The sequence below is a fragment of the Mesorhizobium sp. M1348 genome (assembly GCF_040317925.1).
Classification (GTDB): Bacteria; Pseudomonadota; Alphaproteobacteria; order Rhizobiales; family Rhizobiaceae; genus Mesorhizobium.
Genome location: NZ_JAMYLH010000010.1, coordinates 18,568 through 39,196 on the forward strand (window position 1 = coordinate 18,568; position 20,629 = coordinate 39,196).

The window sequence follows — 20,629 nt, forward strand, 5'->3', positions numbered from 1 at the left end:
AAGCGATGCTCGCCGTCTTCGAGCACCTTGCCTTGGCGGCGGGGCGCGAGGTGATGCGCGTCTTTCGTGCCGGCTGTGCAGTCGACAGCAAGTCAGACAGTTCGCCAGTGACGGAGGCGGATCGCGAGAGCGAAAAGATCATCCTAGCCGGGCTGCGCGCCGCATTTCCGGAAATTCCATGCGTGGCCGAGGAAGAAGCTTCGGCCGGCATCACGGCCCCCGATCTCGGCGACGCTTTCTTCTTGATCGATCCGCTGGACGGCACCAAGGAGTTCGTCAACCGGCGGACCGATTTCACCGTCAACATCGCGCTGGTTCGCCATGGTGTGCCGGAGATCGGCGTCGTTTTCGCGCCTTGCACCGGCCGCTTCTTTTCCGGCCGGCCGGGCCAAGCGGAAGCGATCGAGATCAATGACGACTATGAGATCATCGATCGCCAGCCGATCTCGGCGAGGGCCGGTGTGGTGCCGCTGACAATCGTTGCCAGCCGCTCCCACAATACGCCGGAAACCGACGCCTATATCCGCGCGCTCGGCGCTGCCGAGATCGTCTCGGTCGGCTCCTCGCTGAAATTCTGCCTCCTCGCCGGCGCCGAGGCGGACGTGTATCCACGCTTCGGTCGCACCATGGAATGGGATACTGCCGCGGGTGACGCGGTGCTACGCGCTGCCGGCGGCATGACGCGCACGCTGGATGGTGCGCCGCTCGCCTACGGCAAGCGCAACCAGAGCGACGACGAGGATTTCGCCAACCCGCATTTTATCGCCAGCGGCAAGGCTGCTGGATTTGGCTAGACGATGACTGCGGAGTTCCAGACCCGTACGAAAGTACGCGTGTTACAAGTGCTTACGGAAGCGACCTCCGATATTGCCCGAGGTCTGTCAGCACAACGGTACGATCCCCATCCAGCCTACAGTTACGTCGGCGTGGCCGATTCGCTTCGTGTCCGGTCGATGCTAGGGGACCTCACACGGTGTATCCAAATTGCGATATACCGATGCACCTGAACGGGTATACGAGCGAGTGATGGCGTTCCACATTAAGAATCCCGAGACCGACGTGCTGACCCGCCTGGTCGCCGCGCTTAAGAGGACTGGTCTGACAGAGGCCGTCCATGCCGCGCTCAAGCATGAGCTTGAGCGCGAACAGGCTAGACCGTCCCTGGTGGAGACCGGCGTCAGGTTCTGCCGTGATCTGCGAGCCCGGGGCAAGCCTGATCACGGCAGGCCTGCCGACAAGGCGTTTCGCGACAGCCTGTACGAGAATGACTGATGTTCATCCACCTCGGCCCTGACGGCGCTGATGACCAACGAGGATGATGCGCACGAACTCCTTGCACGCATGCAGCAGACCAGAAAGCGGCTGACCTCGTCACTTGCGGTATGGGAGGCTGCAATCGAAGTCGCGAGAGCGTCTTGGACTTGGCAATCAGCGAGGCGGCCGAGGTCGTGGAAAGATATCTCTCGTTGATGGAGATTGACATGGTCGCGGTGCCGCCGAACGCGGCTCGACTCGGGCTTGACGCTTTCGAGCCCTTCGGCAAGCGCCGGCACCCGGCTCGGCTGAACTTTGGTGACTGCTTCGCCTATGCTTGTGCCCGGCATCTTGACCAGCCATTAATGTTCAAAGGCGCCGACTTTCCGCAGACCGACATCGAGGCTGCGTGAGTGCCACAGTCCCGCGACGCAGAGCGCAAGCGTCGCTTACCGCCTTATCGCGCTCCCCATTAGAGCGGCGGTTTAGCCGACTGTCACGGAACAAAAGTAGGTTGCCCGGTCCACGGTCCAGATTGCATTACGTTCAAGGACCTAAAATGCGGCGGGCTTGGTTCGGATGGATAAGGCCAGGAGCGCCTCCGAAAGTCGTTTCTTCGCCCGCTCGACCCCGTTCTCGTCGATTGCCTCAACATCGAGGAACAAGTCGAGGCCAGTCGCGTGCTCGCTGATGACCTGAGGGCGCTGGGCGAGTTCACCCAGGAGGCCCTCGACTTCGTAGGGGACAACCTCCCGGCTGATCCCCTTCATGGCAATCGGTGCTAATGGACGCGCCCGGACAAGGTCGCGCACGAGCGCGTAAGTTTCATAGCTGAGGCAGATGCCGCCGGGCTCGGCAATCGACTGCAGACGGGCCGCCAAGTTCGCTTCGGCTCCGATGATGGTGTAGTCCATCCGATCATCGGAACCGAAGTTCCCAACATTGCAATAGCCCGTGTTGATGCCCATGCGAGCTCGGAAGGGCCGTTCAACTCCGCGGTCACGCCACACCCTGTTCAACTGCTCCACCCGACGCTGCATGTCGACAGCCATGCGCAAGCAGGCTCTCGCGTCTTCCTCGATACCTTGCGTCTCGGGGTCTCCGAAGAACACAAGAAGCGCGTCGCCGATGAACTTGTCGACGGTGCCGCCGTGTTTGAGCGCGATCGTTGACATCTCGGTGAAGTACTCGTTGAGGAGAAGCGTCAAGTCCTCGGGCTGGAGGCGTTCCACGATCGCGGTGAAATCCTTGACGTCGGAGAAAAAGATCGTGAGCTTCTTGCGCTCGGTCGCGATGGTGACGTCCTTCTGGCCGCTGAAGATGCTTTTGTAGATTTGAGGCGAAAGGTATTTGGCTATCTTCAAAGAAATCGCGGCCAAGAAGTCGTTTGCCTCGGAAAGCTCCTTGTTGATGCCCGAAATCAAGGCGGACTGCCGACGCTGCAGGAGAATGAACGTCAGGCCCGCCGCCGCCGCGAAGCCGAAATATAGGAGCAGATACTTGAAGGTCAGCACGTTGGCAGCAATAGGCTGATTGACTGATATCTCCTGGATCCCTCGGACATCCCCTACCTTCCAGTCCGTCTTGGGACTGTCCGGGTGTGAGTTATGGCAGGTCACGCAGACTTGTCCCATTACAACAGGGGCCACGGCGCGGACCTGCCGGTCAAACAGTGAACCCGAGACTTCGATGATCGGCTCCTTCGGGTTGGCGCGCAAAGCAGAGATTGCATTCCGTTCGAATACGTCGAGCTGGTGGGGGGCGCGACCTTTGAAAGGCAGATCAGAGACGAACCGGTATTTGACAGACCCATCGTGAGCGCTGATGAGCTTGCCGAGTTCAATCGAGAGGGTTGCTGGAATAGGGATCGCACCTGGCACATCCCGGTAGTTGTGCGTCGCAGTTACGGCGCCGTTAGCTTGCAGCACGCGTCCCACGACCTCGCTGCCGTAGAATCCGCGCATTTCGTCGATGATCCGGCTGATTTCGCTGGCTTGCCTGCGCAGCATCCGTTCCGATAGGTCTCGGAGGTCGAGCCAGGCTGCGACAGGCAGACCGATAAGGCCGATGACCACTGCCGCCACCAGGAGCGGTCCCATGGTGCGCTGCTGACGCGCAATCTGTTCACCTAGTCCCGCCATTGTGCAAGCGCCCGGCCGTCTTAGTATCTAAACTATAGCTTATTCCCCGCACGGTACCAGAGTCAGTCTTGGCTCGATGAAACACGTCAGCCCTGCAACGATGGCCAGACCTTTGAGCGGTTGTTGCTGGGCCCCGACGCTCACAGCGGATTTCGCATTCTGGCGCTGGAGGGGCAGTGCATCAGCGAAGGGGATGCCGCAAAGTCGGGTGTGGCCCGGAATGCGCTCCGCGATAACCGCTCAGGGTCAAAAATTCACTGCTGGCAAGGTTGGGACTTCTGCGGCCGGAGAGCGCGTCGGAAAGTGTCCCGCGAAAGATATCCGCGTTTCGGCCACACATCGCGGCGGGTGACGCGGTACTTAGGCACCATGATGAACTCCGATCCCCCCGGCCTCGTCGCCCGCGCAAATGACGCTGTCGCGCAGGCGACGCCTGAGTGAAGCACGATTTTCAGCCGAACGCTCGTGGCAGGGAGCAACCATCCGGTGTGGATCGTGGCAGAGGCGCTTCCGCGTCCTAGACTGCTTGCATGGAGATGGACACCGAAAAGATCGGCGATGCCGTTCTGGGCCCGCTTTGGCTGACGCTCATGAAGAGAGGCGCGCCCTGAAGGGTTTGGATTGGAATGGCTCTGGATCGCTTGCACGAGAAGGGGCTGATCGCGAATCCAACAAACAAGGCGAAGTCAGTGGTTCTGACAGATGAAGGACTGCGGCGTGCGGAGGAGCAATGCCGAGCTCTGCTCACCCGCCCGGTGCCATGAGCCTGAGCGCAGGGCGGGCGCCTAAGAGATGATGGCGCACATGGTTGAATTTGGACACCGGCGGCGCGCTGACAGCAGAGGGACGGCCGATGCTCTCGCCTCGGCGGCCAAATTCGTCTTCCTCACCTACGCCAACGGGCGCATCCAGGCTGTTAAGGCGTGGCAGAGAACGCCGCAGCCGCGACCGTCAATTTCAGCGGCATTGGCGAAGTCCAGCCGCGAGATGCGTCTGCCGGCGAATGGGGGCGCTCCCGGGCTGGTTGCAGCCAGCAGCGGGTCGGCGCCGCTGCTGACACATGGGATGGCAGCGGGGCAGATTGCCACTGGCGATGCGAAATCTCTATGGCTGCGAATTTCCTAGGGCGGGTTTCTCAAGCACGAGCACATGACTACCAAGAGGCGAGGTGTGAGTGCTCTTGACCTGGAACCCCTCGTCGGACAGCGTTTCGATAAATTCGCCATCCGTTCCAGGCGGAACGCGGGCAACAACGTTCGAGGTGCGCCTCACAATATTGGAAAGCACCCTTCGCGCCTTGCCTGGGCCGATGTTGCGTTGCATGTGCTGATAGACGGCCAGCAGCAGGACGATATCGTATTTCGGTAGAAGGATATTGCCGAGGCGCCGGCTGCCGAGGTTCAGGCGATCGAACCGGGCATGTACCGGGGAGCCACTCAATAACATTTTTGCAGTCTCGATGTGCGGCTTGGCAATGTCGATCCCGTGGATCGAGCTGGGTTTCAGCTTGGATATCTCATAGGCGACAACACCCATATTGCAGCCAACATCGAGAATGGATTTTCCGGCGTAGTCGACCTTTGCGGAGAATAGCCCGTCCAGTCTGTCGTCCCACGTACCTGCAAAACCCCTTTTGAATCTTGACCACCACAAATCATCAGCTCCTTTGGGAAGAGCCCCCGTGAGCGCCTCCTATCACGAGAGAATTAATGGTCGATACCCATTCAACTGGAATTGATCACATTGACGAACCAAGGCTGGGACGTGTGCGGCCGCGTCACAACCCCATCACCTTGAGTGCCGCGGGAACCGCATAGCGGCTGCCGTCATAGCGGAGCCGGTAGGTCCGCTTCACAGGCTTGCCGGGGTGGGACTGGCATTCGCCATTCTGGTCGGGGGAGGGATTATCGGTACTCGTCCGCTCAATCGCGGTGATATCGTGATAGCCCTGATGGCTCGCCGGGCCTATCGCCAGGCTGACCTGGCTGGAGCGAAAGGATCCGGCGCAACTGCCATCGCTATCGCCGCCAGAGCCGGCCACCACGAGCCCGTCGAGCACCACGTGGAGTTCACCGCGGACGAGAGCGTAGAGCCGCAGGTCGGTTTCAGTGAAGGGAGCGGTCAGCGAATGGTGTGCCAGTTCGATGCGCAGGCCGAATACGGTGACATCGGGGGCCAGTGCATAACGGGCAGTGTCGAATTCCACCTTTTCAATGACAATCATGTCATCGGTCATCAGGCCGGGCTGGAGCAGGCGCCGGCGCACCCGCAGGCTCTTCCTGTCGATGACCAGAAGCTCAATATCGCCGGAATGCAGGTGGTCGCGGTCAGCGCTATCAATCAGCGGCACTGCGACCAACAGCAGGTCGTCATGGGCCGGCCAGATCTTGCAGACCAGGCCGAATGGCGCATCGCTTCCCGGGAGCGTTGAGGCGATGCTGGTATGCGGTTCAAGCGTGAACGAGGTGCCGTCGGCGCTCTTTCGGGCGTTGGGATAGGCCTGCTCCACCAGCGCGGCAGCATCACTGCAATCGCGCGCCGCGGCGCGGGCGGAGGACAGGCTTGCGACTGCCAGGCCGAGGACAAGGAAGAGGGTGCGCCACAGTATTTGCATAGGGGTCTCACGTCGAGCGCCCGATCCGGGCAGACATGTCTACGCGAGACTGGTGGCGGCGCACAGGGCCTAACGGAAGCGGCGCTAACGACAGGTCGGAGGAAGCCGCAGCCTACTTCGCAAGCGAAGTGATACGAGGTTCGCTTCACCGTGAGGGAGTGACGCCCGCCGGGCGCAAGATCTTCATGCTGCAATACCGGACCAATGCCGGCGTTCGCCGTAAGCCCTCGATCGGGAAGTTCGGTGATTTGACGGTCGAGCAAGCTCGGAAAATCGCCCGGGCTGGCTCCTTCCCTGTTTGATCGCAGCGAATTTGAGCTTCGAGGCGAGGTCAGCCACTTCGACGAGAACGCCCAAAAGGGTATTGGGGAAAGCTGCTGGGCTACTTGCTGTCGATGCTGGATTTGGCTGCATGTTGTCGGTGCAAGCGGCTAGTGCTGCCGCCTGGACGAGATTGGCCGGCGCCCTTTTGGGAGTTGGGGGGCGGGGGAGGCGCCGGCCCGAGCGGACATCAGGTCCGCCGCCCGCAGAACTTAACAGCGGTCACGTTCGCGCCTATGGCGTTATCGCGGAAGGTCGGACGGCAGCCGGTCAGCGCATAACTCACATGCGGGTCCGTCTGCGCCTTACAATCGCAGCGGCTGGGTCAGACCGCTGGCTGTCTCAACACAAGCTGGCTTGACCTTGCAACTGCCAGCGCACCAAGGAGCGCCGTTAAGTAAACAGCACCTCTTCCTGTAGATGACAGCTTGACGCGATCCTACCAGACTTGCCGATCATACCAGTCGTCAATATCCTGCCGAACGCGGTCCCTTTCGATACCGTAGCGCTCCTGGATCTTGCCTTCGAGCTGATCGCGATTGCCAGCGATCCGATCAAGATCATCATCGGTAAGTTTGCCCCACTGTTCCTTGATCTTACCCTTGACCTGCTTCCAGTTTCCTTCGATCCGATTCCAGTCCATGACACATCCTCCATTGTTTTACACAAGGCGAAACGGTCGTCCGGCCAGGGAGTTCCGGGAACAAGATCTCTGATGTTCACGTCTCCAGTTGGAAAGGTGACGGCGCCAACCAGGAGATGGCCTTTGGGGACGCGTCGACCTCCCCGACGAAGGCGCTTTGCTACACGTCGACAGGCGATGCGGCGCCGTGGGCGAGCGCAAACATCGAGCGGAGCCTGACGTGAGCGAAAGGGGCACGGTTGTCCTGCGCAAGATCATCAAGGTCGAAATCGCCCTCCCAGGCTTCGGGCCGCTAGGCTCGACCCTCGGTAGCGACATGCCGGATCCGAATACAATGGCTCACTCGATACCCTGCCTGGGAGCTAGCTCCATGTCCCGTGCGTCGCGGGATTGAACCGGAAGAGTCCGGCCGCGTTGTTTGGACTGGAACGGCAATTGTTGAAGATACAAATGGCGAATACTGGCACAACGCGTGGACGCAACCAGGACCGGGCAAGGGTCGCTGGTGGGCAGGACCACGAAATGAAGTATGAGGCGAGCAAAACCGGCGCCAGCAAAGCTGACGTCAAGTCGGCGGTGAAGTCGGTCGGCAACAGTCGCAAGAAGGTCGAAGACAAGCTGGGCAGGAAGTGAGCCCCGGCCGCACAGGACGCCAGCGAAGTTGGCGATATCAAGAGGTCAAGGTTCAGCGCAGGGGATAGGCCACATTGCCGTATGACCGACTGCCGCGAGGTCCTCATGAGAGGGCATGCACGTGACCCGCATCGCCACCTTTAATGTGAACGGCGTCAACGGCCGGTTGCCTGTGCTTCTGAAGTGGTTGGGCGAAAGCGACTGCAACATCGTGTGCCTGCAGGAATTGAAGACGTCGGACGACAAGTTTCCTGCAGAAGCGATCAGGGAGGCGGGTTACGGCGCGATCTGGCACGGCCAGAAATCGTACAACGGTGTTGCAATCCTCGCTCGCGGAATCGAGCCGGTGGAACGTCGGCGCGGCCTGCCCGGGGATCCCGACGATACCCACAGCCGCTATATCGAGGCCGAGGTGGATGGGATCGTCGTGGGCTGTCTTTACCTGCCCAATGGCAATCCAGCGCCTGGCCCAAAGTTCGACTACAAGCTGCGCTGGTTCGATCGACTCATCAGCTATGGCCAGCATTTGCTGCAGGACCGGGTGCCAAGCGTTCTCTGCGGCGACTTTAACGTCGTTCCAACCCCGATCGACGCCGTGGTGCCGAGCCGATGGCTGGGGGATGCGGTCTATTTCCCGGAGAGCAGGCAAGCTTATGCCAAAATGCTCCAAGCTGGCTGGATAGATGCCGACGGCGCATCCATCCGGAGAAGGGCATCTACACCTATTGGAATTTCTCCTACCGTGGCGGCTACGATCGGAGTTCCGGTCTGCGGATGGACCATCTCCTGGTGAGTCCCTCCGTGTCCGACCGGCTGCGCAATGCCGGCGTGGATGTCGAGCTTCGCGGGTGGGACAAGCCAAGCGACCACGTGCCGGCCTGGATCGAGCTCAATTGACTGGGAGGAATACAGATGGTCGATCGGAATTCCCGAAATGAACCAAAGGTGGGAGACGATGGCCAACGATCGGCTTGATCTCAGCTGATGGATATTGTTCAGGAACTGGCGCGGTTCGTGCCGCCCGCTTTGCTCGAGACAAACCCGTATGTCCGCTTGGCACGGGTGACTGCATGCTCGGCCGCGGTCTGCGGGAATTGATTCACTCATCGTGTCGGGCGCGGAGACAAAGGTCTGGGTGCTCGCCTCTGTGATCTACGGTACCAGTAGTAATTGTCGCAGATGCGGTATGTTCCCGAGCTGACTCGACCCACGATGCCACGCTGGCGATTCATGAGAGCCGCTGCGGGATGCAGGGCGAGACAGTGACCACCGCCGAGTTTGTGGCCGCGCCACTGGACGGGACGTTATGACTTCGGGAGCACCTCTGCGAATGACAGAACAGGAAATGATTATCGAAGCGTTGGGCGTCACTGCGAGCTTCGACGTCGCGCTGGAAGCGCGCCGGCGCATGGACTTTCTCAGCACCTATCTGCGTGCATCGGGTTTAAGCACCTATGTGCTGGGGATCAGCGGCGGGGTGGATTCACTCGCAGCCGCCCTTCTGGCTCAACGCGCTGTCGAGGAACTCCGAATGGCAGGATACGATGCCAGATTCCTGGCCGTTCGTCTCCCGTACGGCACCCAGGCAGACGAGCGTGATGCGCAGCGGGCTTTGGACACCATTGCGGCGGATGAAGTGCACCGGGTCGACATCAAGCCGGCTGCCGACGCGATGCTGGATTCGATCAGGCTGGCCGGGGTCGACCTCGGCGATGCCGGCCGCGAGGATTTCTTGCTTGGCAACATCAAGGCGCGTCAACGCATGATCGCCCAGTTCGCGCTCGCCGGCGCCACGCGCGGGCTGGTCATCGGCACCGACCATGCGGCTGAGGCTTTGATGGGTTTCTTCACCAAGTTCGGTGACGGTGCCGCCGACATTCTTCCTCTTTCCGGGTTGAACAAACGCAGGGTTCGCGCCTTGGCAGCGCATCTGGGCGCTCCGCCTGAACTTGTTGACAAGATCCCGACCGCCGACCTGGAGAACCTCGTCCCGTTTCGGCCTGACGAAGATGCATACGGTCTCACATACGATCAGATTGACGACTTCCTAGAAGGCCGGGAGATCAACGAAGCGGCGCGCAGGCGCATACTTCACGCCCATTCCAGCACAGCCCATAAGCGAGCACTTCCGCTCATACCGATTGCCATGACGAGTTCGACATTGGCGCATCGGCAATAGTCGTCTCAACATATGCGACCGATGGACTTGCCGCAGCCTGAACTTCCGCTGGAGCGATGCGTTGCTCTTTCAGCTCCGCATGCGGTCATGCGGTCGAGAGTGTCGGCACGTATGGCCGTGGCGGGCGACGGCGAACTCACTCTTCCCTGAATGCCCGCTGGATTTGATCTTCCAAAAGTTCACGAGGCAAGACAGCATTGTCCGGCTGCCGATGAGATGCAGCTCCAGTTTTGGCGATGGCAGGCGCGCCGCATTGTTGATATCATCCGCGCAGAACAGGCGCGCAAATGACATCGGATTCAGAGAAGGCTGAGGCGGTCGAGCAGTTGCTTGACACACCTGACCTTGCAACAGCACTGGAAAGCGAACAGTTCAAGAAATTCCTCGACCAGGTGCCGATCGCCATAGCCGTTTCGGACCTTGCCGGTGAAGAGCACGTGGTCTACGCCAATCCGGAATTCCAGAAACTGTCAGGCCTGACAGCCGCCAGGCTCACCCAAGAAAACTGGGCGGCCCTTTTAGGCACGGGCCTCCATCAGCAAAAGGACAGGCCGCTAGCCGAGGCCGTGGTCGAGGGAACCGATTTGGTCGGCACCTTCAGGCTGGAGCGCGGCGAGGACAAACCCGCGATCGTCGACGTTTATTCGAACGAAATAGAGGACGACAACGGCAAGGTTTGCTTCCGACTGGTGGCCCTGGTCGACGTATCGGCTCACGGGGAGGCGGGAGATCAGCGCTCGGCCGAGGAGCGTGTCAGCGAGAAAGACACCCTGCTTCGCGAACTGCAGCACAGGGTGAAGAACAACCTGCAGATGATCACCGCACTGATCCGGCTGGAAAGCCGCAACGCTACCGAGGCCGACCGGAGACGGTTTGAGCGGCTCGCCGGTCGCGTCGACGCTTTGGCGATCCTCTACCAGACGCTAACGGCCGACGAGCCGAAGGAGGAGGTCGACCTTGGTGTGTATCTCAGCCAGGTCGCGTCCTCGGTGATGAGCTCGCATGCAGTCGAGGGGATCCGGCTGGATATGAAGGTGGATACATATCCGGTGTCAATAAACGTCGCCATGCCGGCGGGACTGGTCGTGAACGAATTGCTGACCAATTCACTAAAACATGCCTTCCGGGGGCGCGACGGCGGTACGATAACGCTGCACAGCATCGTCGATGGCGACGGCTGCCGGGTTATTGTGGCGGACGACGGAATCGGCCTGCCGGAAGGCGAGATGTGGCCCAAGCCAGGCAAGCTCGGAGCGCTGATCGCGCGATCGCTGACCGAGAACGCCAAGGCGCAGCTAGCCGTCGAGTCCAGCGCCAACAAAGGGACGAAGGTGACCATCGTTTTCAAACGGTCGGCGGCAGCAAGCTGAACGATTGCCGTCGAACACAGCAGGCTGGCGGCTGGCTTCATGTCGCTTCTTGAGCAGGCGGCTGCAAATAGGCTAGGGCGCCCGACGCGCGCTCCGAGTTGCCACCAATCGGACGCCGCCCACTCGGCACGCGCCGGTTCACCGGGCACGAGAAGACGTCACAACAATTTGCTGCGAATGCGCCTGCAGCGGCTCGCCCGATCCCACTGGAGGCGCCGGTGATAACCGCGATCGGACGCAAGGCACGGCTCGGCGACTGACGCTAGTTCCGTAGACCGCGACCCTCGGGGAAGGCGGGAGCACCTGACGCCTTCGCGCTCATCACGCGCGGGCCGGCAATTCGGCAGCGAGTCGTCGCATTGGCCAATCTTGCCGAGGACGAAGGTCTAACCTACACATTAAATTGGTCCGACTGTTCGTGGCCGGAGGTAACCGCGAAATTGCGTTATCGGGACATGCGAGCAGTGCTGTAGGCAAACCGTGATGCGTGCATTCTTTCGATTGGTTGCTACGATTATCCTGACGCCTGGGGTGACCAGTTGCACCAGTATTTCCTACTACGCGCAATCTGTGCAGGGTCATGTGCAGATCATGGCGGCGCGCCAGGACGTCGGAAAACTGATCGACGATCCTTCGACCCCTGAGATATTGCGCGCCCGAATGGCATCGGCGAGCGCCATACGACAGTTTGCTATCGATGAACTGGCGCTGCCCGACAACAACAGCTACCGCAGCTATGTCGATGTTGGTCGCGACTCGGTGACATGGGCCGTCTTCGCCGCGCCGGAATTTTCGCTGACGCCACGAACATGGTGCTTTCCGGTTTTCGGCTGTGTTCCCTACCGGGGATATTTCTCCGAAAAGTCCGCGACTGAAACCGCCGCCGAACTTCAAAGACAGGGCCTCGACGTCTACGTAGCGGGCATCACTGCATATTCCACGCTTGGCTGGTCGAGTGACCCGCTGCTAAGCACGATGCTCACCCAAGATGGAACGTATCTCGCAGGGCTGGTATTCCATGAACTGGCCCACCAGCGCGTCTACGTGCATGACGATTCCGCCTTCAACGAGGCGTTCGCTGTCGCTGTCGAAACAACGGGTGTGAGAAAATGGCTGCGCGCGACCGGGGATACTCGCGGCTTGCGCCGTTACGAGGCCGAACGTAGGCGCAAAGCTGAATTTCTTGTGCTGGTGTCGCAGACCAGGGACCAGCTCAGGCATGTCTATGACCAGAATGGTACTTCTGAGCAGAAGCAGGCCGCGAAGACGGCCGCGATCGAACGGCTGAGGACGCGCTACCGACAGATGCGCGACAGGCGATGGGGTGGATACCGCGGATACGACGCCTGGTTCAATGCTCCGATCAACAACGCAAAGCTCGCCGCGACTTCCGTCTACAGCGGTCAGGTGCCGGCCTTTCTCCGCTTGTTCGACTTGTGTTCGGGCGACTATCCACGGTTCTATGCATCGGTTCAAAGGCTTGGCGCGTTGGACAAAGCTCGCCGTGCCGAAGCGCTTGCCGGGGCAGAGGCGTGTTATGGAGCCATTCAAAGCTGACGCCATCCCGGGAACGCTCCGCGATTCACCGCGAACGGTGCTACTTGGCTCTAATCTTAGATTTCCTCACCAAGGAGTATTTTGGCCTCTTTGGCAGCGTTTAGAAATGCCTGGCGCGCTATTCTTGGTGGTTTTTCGCCGCGGATGACGGCAAGGCACGCTTCGATTGCCGTGAGCCGCGACTTGCTCGCTGGCTGGGGCCATTGCCTCAGCAAGATTTCGGCGGCGTCCGATACCGAGACAACAACTCTGTCACGATCGATGCGGCCTGGCTGAATGACGACAGGCTTTCTAAAACGCCTAGCAGGCATGACACTCTCCAGACCGACCACACAGGCTAGACTCGAACAATTCTTAGCGCTAGCTCAAAAGTAAATGACCGCCGAACGTGTGTGGGCTTACTTGCCGGTTCGACCTGGCCTCTTCGGGCATCTCGAGCATATCAACTTCGAATCCATCTAATTAAATGGCGCTTTAAATGGCGCTGGCGGGTCCGTTCCGCTCCGGCATGCCGGATGCTCGGCGAGGAGACGTCGACCTTGGTTCGGCGGGCGCCTCAACGCGCGGAATGGTCGCATTCAAAGCAAAACCGGCGTCCGCAGGCTGAGGCCGGCAGCGTGAAGCTCGTGCGCGGCCGCTGGAACGAAACATTCCTCGACGAGGTCTGTTCGTTTGCGGATGGCCAGATTGACGATCAGGTCGATGCCTTCGCCAATGCTCTGAACGAGCTCGCGCTTGGTTCGACCTTCACGCTCGACAATGTCTGACGGCTGGACTGACCTGGATCCGCTATTAATCAAAGTGCTCTGGCAAGGCCTTCAACTGGTCAGTGGTCATTTGTGTGATGGCATGCACAGTGCCGTCTTCGTCCCGCATGAAATCGAGCTGCGTTGCATATAAGGCCACGCGCTTTGAGCCTATGCCGAGGAACCCACCAACATCGAAGACGACTTGGGCATGCTCGCCGGTTCCATGGATGTGGTCGACCGAACTGATTTCCTCATCGTCGCGACCATAGATGGTTGCTCCTTCAACAACGTCGGGCCGCAGTTCAGCACTCGTGAGCCGTACGTGATCGGTGTGGTCCATTGTGGAGTCTCCTCTCCGTTGGACTGAGGTAACCCCCGACAGGGCCAACCGTTCCGAACCGTCATAGTACGGATCGAACAATCCCCAACTTGGCCATTTGTTGATCTAACGAAAATGGAACGTCCATTCGGGGGATCTGGAATGCATTCTGGCATGGATATTTCGGGCATGCCGGCAGGCGATGAGGTCGAAAGCTTCATCATCCTGCCACCGTTGGACATCGGTCCGAACCGGTCTTGCGCGAAGTCGAGGCCTTCCTGTAGAGGTTTTTCCCCGAATACGACTTCTTCGTCAACGGCGACACGGAACCTTTCCAAGGCGATTTCCAGATCCTACAGATCTGCGGCGTCGGTGGCGACGAGCAGGGCACCCTGCGCATTCTCAATCACCCCGAGCAATCGGTGATGATGGGCATCGCCGCGGCGCTGAAGGGTTTCCGCCCCGGGCAGCCGCCGGCGCTGGACTAGAGGGACGGACGCGCCGTCGGGCTTTCTTTGCGCCCCGCCACAAAGACGAGGAACGCGACGGCTTTTCCGCTCGTTGATCCCTTATGCCCTCTACCTCGATTCGCAAAACAGAATACGATTCCGAGCGCAAGGTCCTTTCGGTGTGGTTCGTCGCCAGCGGCAAGCGGTACGAGTTCGAGGGAGTGCCGCCGGAGACCTTTTGCGGCATTTAAGGCCGCATTCGCGAAGGGCCGCTATTTTAACGACCACGTTCGCAATCGTTTCCGTTACCGCCAGGCTACGAGCGATTGCGACTCGGGATGACCTTACCTGTCGGTGCCGAGGTGGCGCTAAGTGCGAGTAGTCGTTGGGACCTCGTCCAGGAGATTTGGACCTTTACTCGCTGGCAACCGGCCCTCGGGAGTGAGCTTGTCCACTGCGTCGGGGAGTTCTCTTGTGAGCCGGTCGAGAAGCTCGTCATGGGACAATCCGGTTTGCTCGGCCAGATCGTCCAACGTTTGCGGGTCGATTGCTTTCTCGACCTGTTCGCGCTGAACGGGGCGGTTGGATCCTTTTCCTACCCAAGAATCGACCTGATCGCCCGCACCCACATTTCTGAGACGGTCCAGGATGTCGCCGAGGCCGCCGGGGGAGCCAGCGCTAGCGTTGGGATCAGTCGATTTCCTGCCAGCGATCAACTCGCCGATCTTGTCCCTGTTCTTGTAGGCAAGCAGACCAAGCAACGCTATGGCGACCTTTCCTATGTCAAGGCTCATTTCGCATCTCCTTCCAGAAGAAGGCAAAAGTCATGCGCTTTTGAAAGGTTCCACTCCCACCGGAATTGCGGGCTAGCCCCGAATGTATATTAGCATCTGCGGAACGTTCGGGCCCTTTCGCGTGTTGGTGCTTAGTACTCCGGCCAGACAGCAAATCGTGATCAGCTGTCGGGTCACACCTGGCCCGTCGGCTTCGGTCGGCGGGCTTTTTGTTGTCTTGGGTGGAACACCCGCCTGCTATAGCACTACCGCCCAGATCGGGCCACGCATAGGAGAGCGCCGCTTGGCCACCGAGAAGCAAAGACACGACAGAGAGCAGCGCACGTCAGATGCCGCACGGGCGCTGATCGACGACGAGCGCACGGCACGAGACGCAAAGACCGCTCGCCTCCGGGAGGCCGGCGGATAACGCCCAATTGCAGCGATTGATCGCCGCAGCCGCAGAGCGGTCGGACTCGGCAGGCGGGGTGGTGGCGCTCGCGCGGCCGAATGGCCGCGCCGGCCGCTGAACGTGCTGGTGGCGCCGCTGATTATTGAGTCGACGTGGTTCGTGACAGGTCGCCCTGCCGCGATCGTGTTCGTGGCCGATCGGACAGCGGGACAGAGCGCCACGGACCGCGCAAGACCAGTTGCGCAATCTCTATCGGCTGACCCCGGCCGAGGCGATCGTGGCGATGGCAATTACGCGTGGCGAAGGGCTGCAGTCGGTCCAGATGAGTTGAAGATCAGCCTGACCACGGCGCGCACCCACCTGCAGCACGCATTCGAAAAGACGGAGACGCGGCGACAGGCGGAACTGGTGCGGCTCATTGCGGCCAGCGCGCATTGCGCCAGACAATAGCTAGACGCTCGGCCTCCAAAGGGCGGTACGACTCCGTCAGAGGTGCAATCTGTGCAATGTGGGATGCTAATTTGTTCCGGGACAATAGTTCGTCGCGGCGCCGTCCGGCACAAGGATAATAAGACGCCCGCGCGACGGAACGCCTCAGCAGAACTAAGCACACCCGCTCAAGTTCGAGCCTGTCCAGTGCGCTGGTAAGCTCCAGGCGACGAGTTCGACGTGGCCATTGCAGGCATCATCATCGCATTGGAGTCGTGGTTCAAGTGTACAAAGAAGCCATCTCGCCGGAGCTGTTGCAGCGTCGAGCCACTGGAAGGGCCGTCCTGCTCGACACCAAAGAATAGCTAAGGAACAAATCGGGTCGCCCGGAGGTTCGGACCTATTCGCATGTAGGGCCGGCCATGGTTCAGGCCGACGAGAGGAAACAGAAGGTTATCGCCGACCTCATACGACGGTAGATCACGTCAGAAGCGGTCCGCGACTACCTTCGCAAGGCGCTAAATCTTCCGGTAGAACAGGGGCTTCCGGATGAGCACAAGTCTTTGCTTGATGAAATTGAACGAGCCGACAAAGAGTGACCGCATGGATGGTTTTCTCCGGTCCTCTTCAGGGCGGAAGTTACCGGTCTAACGTACCACGTCTGCAACGCACTGGCAGCAGCAACACCTCATGAAGTGGACCAAACGTGGGCGTCAGTGGGACCTCGTGGTGCGCCTTTGCGTCATTCATGGCCCAAGAAGGAGGGGGCTCTGCGCTCATTCGATCAGGACGGGGGTTGACGTGACCAACTCCGCTCAGAATTTCTATCAAGAATTGTTTCGCTGCGTTGGAACGCTTTGGGAATGAGCGAGTTTCGCCGCTATGTGTACTTTCGCACAAAGCGTGGGTCTAGCTGATGCCGCCATCACGAAGAGCACGGACAGCCTTCCGACGATTGATCAGTTCAGAAGGCAATCGTCAGATGTTGCGCAAGCGGCTAGGATTGGAAGTCGATCAAGAAATGCCGGAGCACTTTGCCGTATTGCTAGCCGGGCTTGACCAGCGAGAGCAGGAATTGGCTGACGAGCCTTCGGTACGCTTTCGTCCATCGAATTGATTTAAAATGTGCCCGTCATGGCAACGCTGCCCAGAGAACGCGGCTTCCGAGAGGTGATCAGTTTGGAACACTATCGTCCAAAGGTACGCAGGCTGTTGAGGTTTGTAGGCGGTAACACTCTGATACCAGGCCTTACCGCGTTGGCGCAGGCGCTTCAGGAGGAGCTTGAGCAGCTGTGGCATGAACCGGATACGAGCCACGCGTCATGGTAATATTGGCCCATCGGATCTCGCCCGACTTCAGCGCTTGCTCGAACTGCGCCTCGTCACGATACCACAACCGCACGTTGGCTTAATCTCGGCTAGCTTTTCGAAGGCTTTGAGCTGGCCCGCTTCGGTATCGAGCGCTTGTGTGCGCCCATGAAGGTCTTGGCCGTCACCTCGAGAAGGGAGGAGTTCGTGGCCAGGCCAAAAGGCCCAGCTTGTCCTTATTGGCCGGTCTCACAGCGCTGCCCAGGAATCGGGCGCTTGCCGATAGGTGTCGGTGTTGGTCACCAGCGTGATATACTAGTGGATGGAATCTAACGTTTGGTGCCCGCGTTTGACCGCGGCGGCGATCCTGTCGGGGTCGGCGGTCCAGATATAAGGGTCTGGGCTGCTGGTTGTGCTCGGCGAGGAAGCGGTAGATTGCCGCCCTGGAGGTCGACCACCGAGTGAACGACGCCGCGCTTGAGGCGGCGCTTCGACAGTGCGGGTGGCCGAGGGCGATCGCCCCGCCGTTCGGGTTGGTAGTCGGGTCCTCGGCGATTACGGCGGCTGCTGATCCTCGAACCAGAATGATGACTGGCGTCGCGAGATGGTTCCCACCGACGGCAAGGGAAAATGCGATGTCATTACGATGCGGCCATTGTCCGAGCAAGCCTCCAGGAATGCCCACCGCGTCCGACGTGCCTGGTCAGGGTCCGTGTCGTACCGAAAGCTCCAGTCGGGGTATATGCATTGCATCGGCCAATGCATGAGATCGCCGGAAAACACTGCCCCTACGCCTCGAGATTTCAGGCCGATGGCTACGTGCCCCGGGGTGTGGCCCGGCGTCGGTTCCAGCCACACTTCGCCATCGAGTTCATAATCCATATCGACAAGCACAGCCCGACCAGCCTCGACGATTGGCAACACATTGTCCTCATAGGTCTGATCTTCGTCATCACCGGAGGCCGCCTGTGCGGCCTCGAACTCGCGCCGCGCCATGATGTAGCGGGCGTTCGGGAATGTCGGTATCCAACGCCCGTCCACCAATCGTGTGTTCCAGCCGCAATGGTCGACATGAAGATGGGTGCACAGCACATAGTCGATCTGCTCGGGAGCAACACCTGCATTTGCTAGGCGCTCCAAAAAGGTGCCGTCATTACGGCGATGCCAATGGGGGAAGTATGCGAACGTCTTGTCGTTGCCGACGCAACTGTCGACCAGAATGGTGTGGTGTCCGGTACGAACAAGAAAACTCTGGATGGGAAGAATAAGCCGGCCGGTTGCCGGCGATATTAATCGCGGCGTGAGCCAATGAAGATGCGGTTCGAGCGCTTCATCGGTGCAGTCGGGAAACCATTCCGACGGCGTCCCCAGAGGGTCGCACATCTCCAGAATTCTGGTTATCCAGATATTCCCGATTCTCCAGTCATCCAATGATGCGATCCTTCTTCGATCGAGGACGGATCGCTAGAGATAGCATTTGCGGCCAGCTGGCGTCAGACATTTCTGCCTGTAGGAGAAGGAGCGCTCGCGATGTGGCCGCGCTCACGATCTCGGGTACCAAGCGTTAGAACTTAACCACTAGGCGACCGCCCCGACGAGCGACGCGGCCATCCGGGTATTTGGAGATGAACCCTCGAGCTGGTCGCCGCAATTCGCGATCCTGGACTGATCGAGCGGTGTCCAAAGCTCGTTCCCCAGCCCCTTCAGCGTGGCCACTTGTGCCATCATTGAAACGTCGGCCGGGGCCTGTTGAGAGCACCAAGTTCTGACGGGAGTTATCGATCGAACCGGCCGATTTTGCGACGTGACAATTGCGAGGCTCCCCGGACTTGCTGAGATGATGTGATGGCCAGCCATCATTAGCCGTCTTGCCAGCCGCGCGAGCCGGTCTCTACGTTATATGAAACGCAACGGAGACTGATATGGCCGAGCCACAACTCTCAGTCCGCAGCACCAAAGCGCGCGATCTTGCACACCGGCTTGCCAGCCGTGAAAACCGCTCGATTGCTGACGTGGTGGAACGGGCGCTCGAATCCTATGAGGTCCGCGAGGCCGGTCGCGAGCCAGCTTCGGCCTTCTATCGCCGTCTTTCACCACAATCAGGCACAGATATCGACCTTGGGGCAGTGATCCGTGAGAGTCGCCGGCCGAATCGAGGCGTCGAGCTTTGATCTTCCTAGACACCAATGTCGTTTCCGAAACCCTGAGGAAGGCTCCAAACGAGGCGGTTCTTGCCTGGCTGATCCGATATGATGCCGAACTCGCGCTTCCAACCGTGACGATTGCCGGAGATCGCCTTTTGGCATTCAAACGATAAGACCGGACCAGCGTTCTGAACAACTGGAGCAAGGGCTATCCGACTGGCGCCGGCGTTTCACGGACCACATCTTCGGTCTGACTGAAGAAGCTGCGCTGGCTTACGGCGAAATCATGAGTGCTGATGCTCGCCAAGGTCGCGGGATGTCGGCACCCGATGGCATGATTGCGGCAATCGCTCGAGTAAACGGTGGCCGCCTCGCAACCCGCAATCTGAACGACTTTGACACGTCAGGACTTGTTCTGACATCTCCGTGGGAGTTCTGAGGCCTTTGGAAGGGGGCAGGCAGCGGCTGTTCTTCCCTTGCACGCCTGGGCTTCAGTCCGGCAATATTTCTCGTCATCTCGGCCAGATCGTGACACCTGGGCCGCGCTCGACACAATGACATCAGCTGCTTCGTTGGGGATTGCAGGCAATGTGCTAAGCGCAGCCGGCACAGAAAGCGCGAAAAAGTGGATAAGTTGTGCTCGCTGATATAAGTTAAGGCCATGAACAGAGTGGATGCCATCAACAGGTTGCAGCGGACAGCTGATGCTGTGAGACGCATGGGCGCGACCGCGCTTTACCTGTTTGGGTCAACGGTTCGAGATCAAGCCGGCCAAGGAAGCGATCTTGACCTTTTCATCGATTATGATCCCAAGAGCCGTTTCAATGCCTTCGATCTTGTGGGCATTAAGCTCCTTCTGGAGGATGAACTGCACGTCCCGGTCGACGTAACCACGCGGGATGGCCTGCATCCCCGGTTGCGGCCGCAAATCGAACAATCGGCCGTGCGCATCTTCTGAATGGCACGTGAATTCCGCCATGCCTTGGACGATATCCTTGAGGCCATCAACGGGATTCAGGCCGCTGTCGCAGGCAAAACCCTGGCCGACTATCAAGGCGACTGGGTTCTCAAGCACGCTGTGCAGCGCGGCATCGAAATTTTTTCCGAGGCCAGCCGGGCCTTGCCGGATGAAGTCAAAGCCCTCCAGCCGGACATCCCATGGCGTCAGGTGCGCACGATCGGAAATGTACTGCGGCATGAATACCACGGCCTGGCAGACAATATCATCTGGGGTGTGGTCGTTGACGAACTTCCCGAGTTGAAAGCAGCCATTGAAGCCCTGAGCGAGCGGTTTGCTGATGAATAGGCGGCAAATCCCTGAATTGCCCTAAGCA

General features: G+C 59.7%; 21 protein-coding genes and 5 pseudogenes. 16 read left to right on the top strand and 10 right to left on the bottom strand.

The window, feature by feature from the left end; all coding sequences use genetic code 11:
* The first annotated feature begins 5 nt into the window (after window positions 1-5).
* The 3 genes from cysQ to NKH13_RS18180 all read left to right on the top strand — a co-directional run bounded on the left by cysQ (window position 6) and on the right by NKH13_RS18180 (window position 1,667).
* Entirely contained in the window at window positions 6-794 is a 789-nt protein-coding gene (gene cysQ / locus NKH13_RS18170) for a 3'(2'),5'-bisphosphate nucleotidase CysQ (RefSeq protein WP_352913673.1), read from the top strand.
* A 232-nt stretch (window positions 795-1,026) separates the two neighbouring features.
* Window positions 1,027-1,272 (top strand): type II toxin-antitoxin system VapB family antitoxin, encoded by a 246-nt coding sequence (locus NKH13_RS18175; protein ID WP_352913441.1) that lies wholly within the window; start codon window positions 1,027-1,029, stop codon window positions 1,270-1,272.
* A gap of 209 nt (window positions 1,273-1,481) precedes the next feature.
* A complete protein-coding gene (locus NKH13_RS18180) occupies window positions 1,482-1,667 on the top strand; it encodes a type II toxin-antitoxin system VapC family toxin (RefSeq protein WP_352913443.1) in 186 nt (61 codons plus the stop codon).
* Between the two features lie 141 nt (window positions 1,668-1,808).
* Here the strand turns inward: NKH13_RS18180 and NKH13_RS18185 are convergent, their stop codons facing one another.
* The gene (locus tag NKH13_RS18185) at window positions 1,809-3,395 is read right to left on the bottom strand and encodes an adenylate/guanylate cyclase domain-containing protein (protein ID WP_502914158.1); all 1,587 of its coding nucleotides are present in this window, start codon (window positions 3,393-3,395) and stop codon (window positions 1,809-1,811) included.
* Window positions 3,396-3,925: 530 nt separating this feature from the next.
* Here NKH13_RS18185 and NKH13_RS18190 point away from each other — a divergent pair.
* Window positions 3,926-4,159: pseudogene (locus NKH13_RS18190) on the top strand (DUF6429 family protein).
* A 340-nt stretch (window positions 4,160-4,499) separates the two neighbouring features.
* Here NKH13_RS18190 and NKH13_RS18195 read toward each other — a convergent pair.
* Together NKH13_RS18195 and NKH13_RS18200 are read right to left on the bottom strand one after the other, a co-directional pair.
* On the bottom strand, window positions 4,500-5,048 hold the full coding sequence (locus tag NKH13_RS18195) for a class I SAM-dependent methyltransferase (RefSeq protein ID WP_352913447.1): 549 nt from the start codon (window positions 5,046-5,048) through the stop codon (window positions 4,500-4,502).
* A gap of 124 nt (window positions 5,049-5,172) precedes the next feature.
* On the bottom strand, window positions 5,173-6,009 hold the full coding sequence (locus tag NKH13_RS18200; protein WP_352913449.1) for a PA3715 family protein: 837 nt from the start codon (window positions 6,007-6,009) through the stop codon (window positions 5,173-5,175).
* A gap of 35 nt (window positions 6,010-6,044) precedes the next feature.
* Here NKH13_RS18200 and NKH13_RS35640 point away from each other — a divergent pair, with 35 nt between their 5' ends.
* Complete coding sequence (locus NKH13_RS35640) at window positions 6,045-6,311, top strand: Arm DNA-binding domain-containing protein (RefSeq protein ID WP_502914252.1); 267 nt, start codon at window positions 6,045-6,047, stop codon at window positions 6,309-6,311.
* 458 nt (window positions 6,312-6,769) lie between these two features.
* Here the strand turns inward: NKH13_RS35640 and NKH13_RS18210 are convergent, their stop codons facing one another.
* Window positions 6,770-6,973 (bottom strand): CsbD family protein, encoded by a 204-nt coding sequence (locus NKH13_RS18210; protein ID WP_352913451.1) that lies wholly within the window; start codon window positions 6,971-6,973, stop codon window positions 6,770-6,772.
* A 450-nt stretch (window positions 6,974-7,423) separates the two neighbouring features.
* Here NKH13_RS18210 and NKH13_RS18215 point away from each other — a divergent pair, with 450 nt between their 5' ends.
* From NKH13_RS18215 to NKH13_RS18235, 5 genes and pseudogenes are all read left to right on the top strand, one after another.
* Window positions 7,424-7,606: a DUF3606 domain-containing protein gene (locus tag NKH13_RS18215; protein WP_352913452.1), complete on the top strand. Its 183-nt coding sequence runs from the start codon at window positions 7,424-7,426 to the stop codon at window positions 7,604-7,606.
* A gap of 115 nt (window positions 7,607-7,721) precedes the next feature.
* Window positions 7,722-8,503: pseudogene (xth, locus tag NKH13_RS18220) on the top strand (exodeoxyribonuclease III).
* A 433-nt stretch (window positions 8,504-8,936) separates the two neighbouring features.
* Window positions 8,937-9,785, top strand: a complete 849-nt coding sequence (gene nadE, locus NKH13_RS18225) for an NAD(+) synthase (RefSeq protein ID WP_352913454.1) — start codon at window positions 8,937-8,939, stop codon at window positions 9,783-9,785.
* 287 nt (window positions 9,786-10,072) lie between these two features.
* Entirely contained in the window at window positions 10,073-11,155 is a 1,083-nt protein-coding gene (locus NKH13_RS18230) for a sensor histidine kinase (protein ID WP_352913456.1), read from the top strand.
* Window positions 11,156-11,638: 483 nt separating this feature from the next.
* Window positions 11,639-12,712, top strand: a complete 1,074-nt coding sequence (locus tag NKH13_RS18235) for an aminopeptidase (RefSeq protein ID WP_352913458.1) — start codon at window positions 11,639-11,641, stop codon at window positions 12,710-12,712.
* A 56-nt stretch (window positions 12,713-12,768) separates the two neighbouring features.
* Here the strand turns inward: NKH13_RS18235 and NKH13_RS18240 are convergent, their stop codons facing one another.
* A complete protein-coding gene (locus NKH13_RS18240) occupies window positions 12,769-13,023 on the bottom strand; it encodes a DUF982 domain-containing protein (RefSeq protein WP_352913460.1) in 255 nt (84 codons plus the stop codon).
* Window positions 13,024-13,329: 306 nt separating this feature from the next.
* On the opposite strand from NKH13_RS18240, the gene NKH13_RS18245 reads away from it, so the two are divergent.
* The gene (locus NKH13_RS18245; protein WP_352913462.1) at window positions 13,330-13,479 is read left to right on the top strand and encodes a hypothetical protein; all 150 of its coding nucleotides are present in this window, start codon (window positions 13,330-13,332) and stop codon (window positions 13,477-13,479) included.
* A gap of 25 nt (window positions 13,480-13,504) precedes the next feature.
* Here the strand turns inward: NKH13_RS18245 and NKH13_RS18250 are convergent, their stop codons facing one another.
* Window positions 13,505-13,801 carry a PRC-barrel domain containing protein gene (locus tag NKH13_RS18250; protein ID WP_352913464.1) on the bottom strand — a complete coding sequence of 99 codons (297 nt, stop codon included), beginning with the start codon at window positions 13,799-13,801 and terminating at the stop codon, window positions 13,505-13,507.
* A gap of 550 nt (window positions 13,802-14,351) precedes the next feature.
* Between NKH13_RS18250 and NKH13_RS18255 the strand changes: the two genes are divergently transcribed.
* Entirely contained in the window at window positions 14,352-14,480 is a 129-nt protein-coding gene (locus NKH13_RS18255; protein WP_352913465.1) for a KTSC domain-containing protein, read from the top strand.
* Between the two features lie 117 nt (window positions 14,481-14,597).
* Here NKH13_RS18255 and NKH13_RS18260 read toward each other — a convergent pair whose 3' ends face one another.
* The 4 genes and pseudogenes from NKH13_RS18260 to NKH13_RS18275 all read right to left on the bottom strand — a co-directional run bounded on the left by NKH13_RS18260 (window position 14,598) and on the right by NKH13_RS18275 (window position 18,582).
* A complete protein-coding gene (locus NKH13_RS18260; RefSeq protein ID WP_352913467.1) occupies window positions 14,598-15,023 on the bottom strand; it encodes a YidB family protein in 426 nt (141 codons plus the stop codon).
* Between the two features lie 2,139 nt (window positions 15,024-17,162).
* Window positions 17,163-17,466 (bottom strand): annotated as a pseudogene (locus tag NKH13_RS18265) (type 2 periplasmic-binding domain-containing protein); the annotation flags it as partial.
* Window positions 17,467-17,648: pseudogene (locus NKH13_RS18270) on the bottom strand (IS630 family transposase); the annotation flags it as partial.
* 58 nt (window positions 17,649-17,706) lie between these two features.
* Window positions 17,707-18,582, bottom strand: a complete 876-nt coding sequence (locus NKH13_RS18275; RefSeq protein WP_352913469.1) for an MBL fold metallo-hydrolase — start codon at window positions 18,580-18,582, stop codon at window positions 17,707-17,709.
* 491 nt (window positions 18,583-19,073) lie between these two features.
* Here NKH13_RS18275 and NKH13_RS18280 point away from each other — a divergent pair, with 491 nt between their 5' ends.
* From NKH13_RS18280 to NKH13_RS18295, 4 genes and pseudogenes are all read left to right on the top strand, one after another.
* Window positions 19,074-19,322, top strand: coding sequence for a plasmid stabilization protein (locus tag NKH13_RS18280; RefSeq protein ID WP_352913471.1), 249 nt, complete (start codon window positions 19,074-19,076; stop codon window positions 19,320-19,322).
* Window positions 19,319-19,734: pseudogene (locus tag NKH13_RS18285) on the top strand (PIN domain-containing protein). Before NKH13_RS18280 ends, NKH13_RS18285 begins: the two are co-directional and overlap by 4 nt.
* A gap of 222 nt (window positions 19,735-19,956) precedes the next feature.
* Entirely contained in the window at window positions 19,957-20,253 is a 297-nt protein-coding gene (locus NKH13_RS18290) for a nucleotidyltransferase family protein (protein WP_352913473.1), read from the top strand.
* On the top strand, window positions 20,254-20,601 hold the full coding sequence (locus NKH13_RS18295) for a HepT-like ribonuclease domain-containing protein (RefSeq protein ID WP_352913475.1): 348 nt from the start codon (window positions 20,254-20,256) through the stop codon (window positions 20,599-20,601). It begins immediately after the preceding gene.
* Window positions 20,602-20,629: the final 28 nt, after the last annotated feature.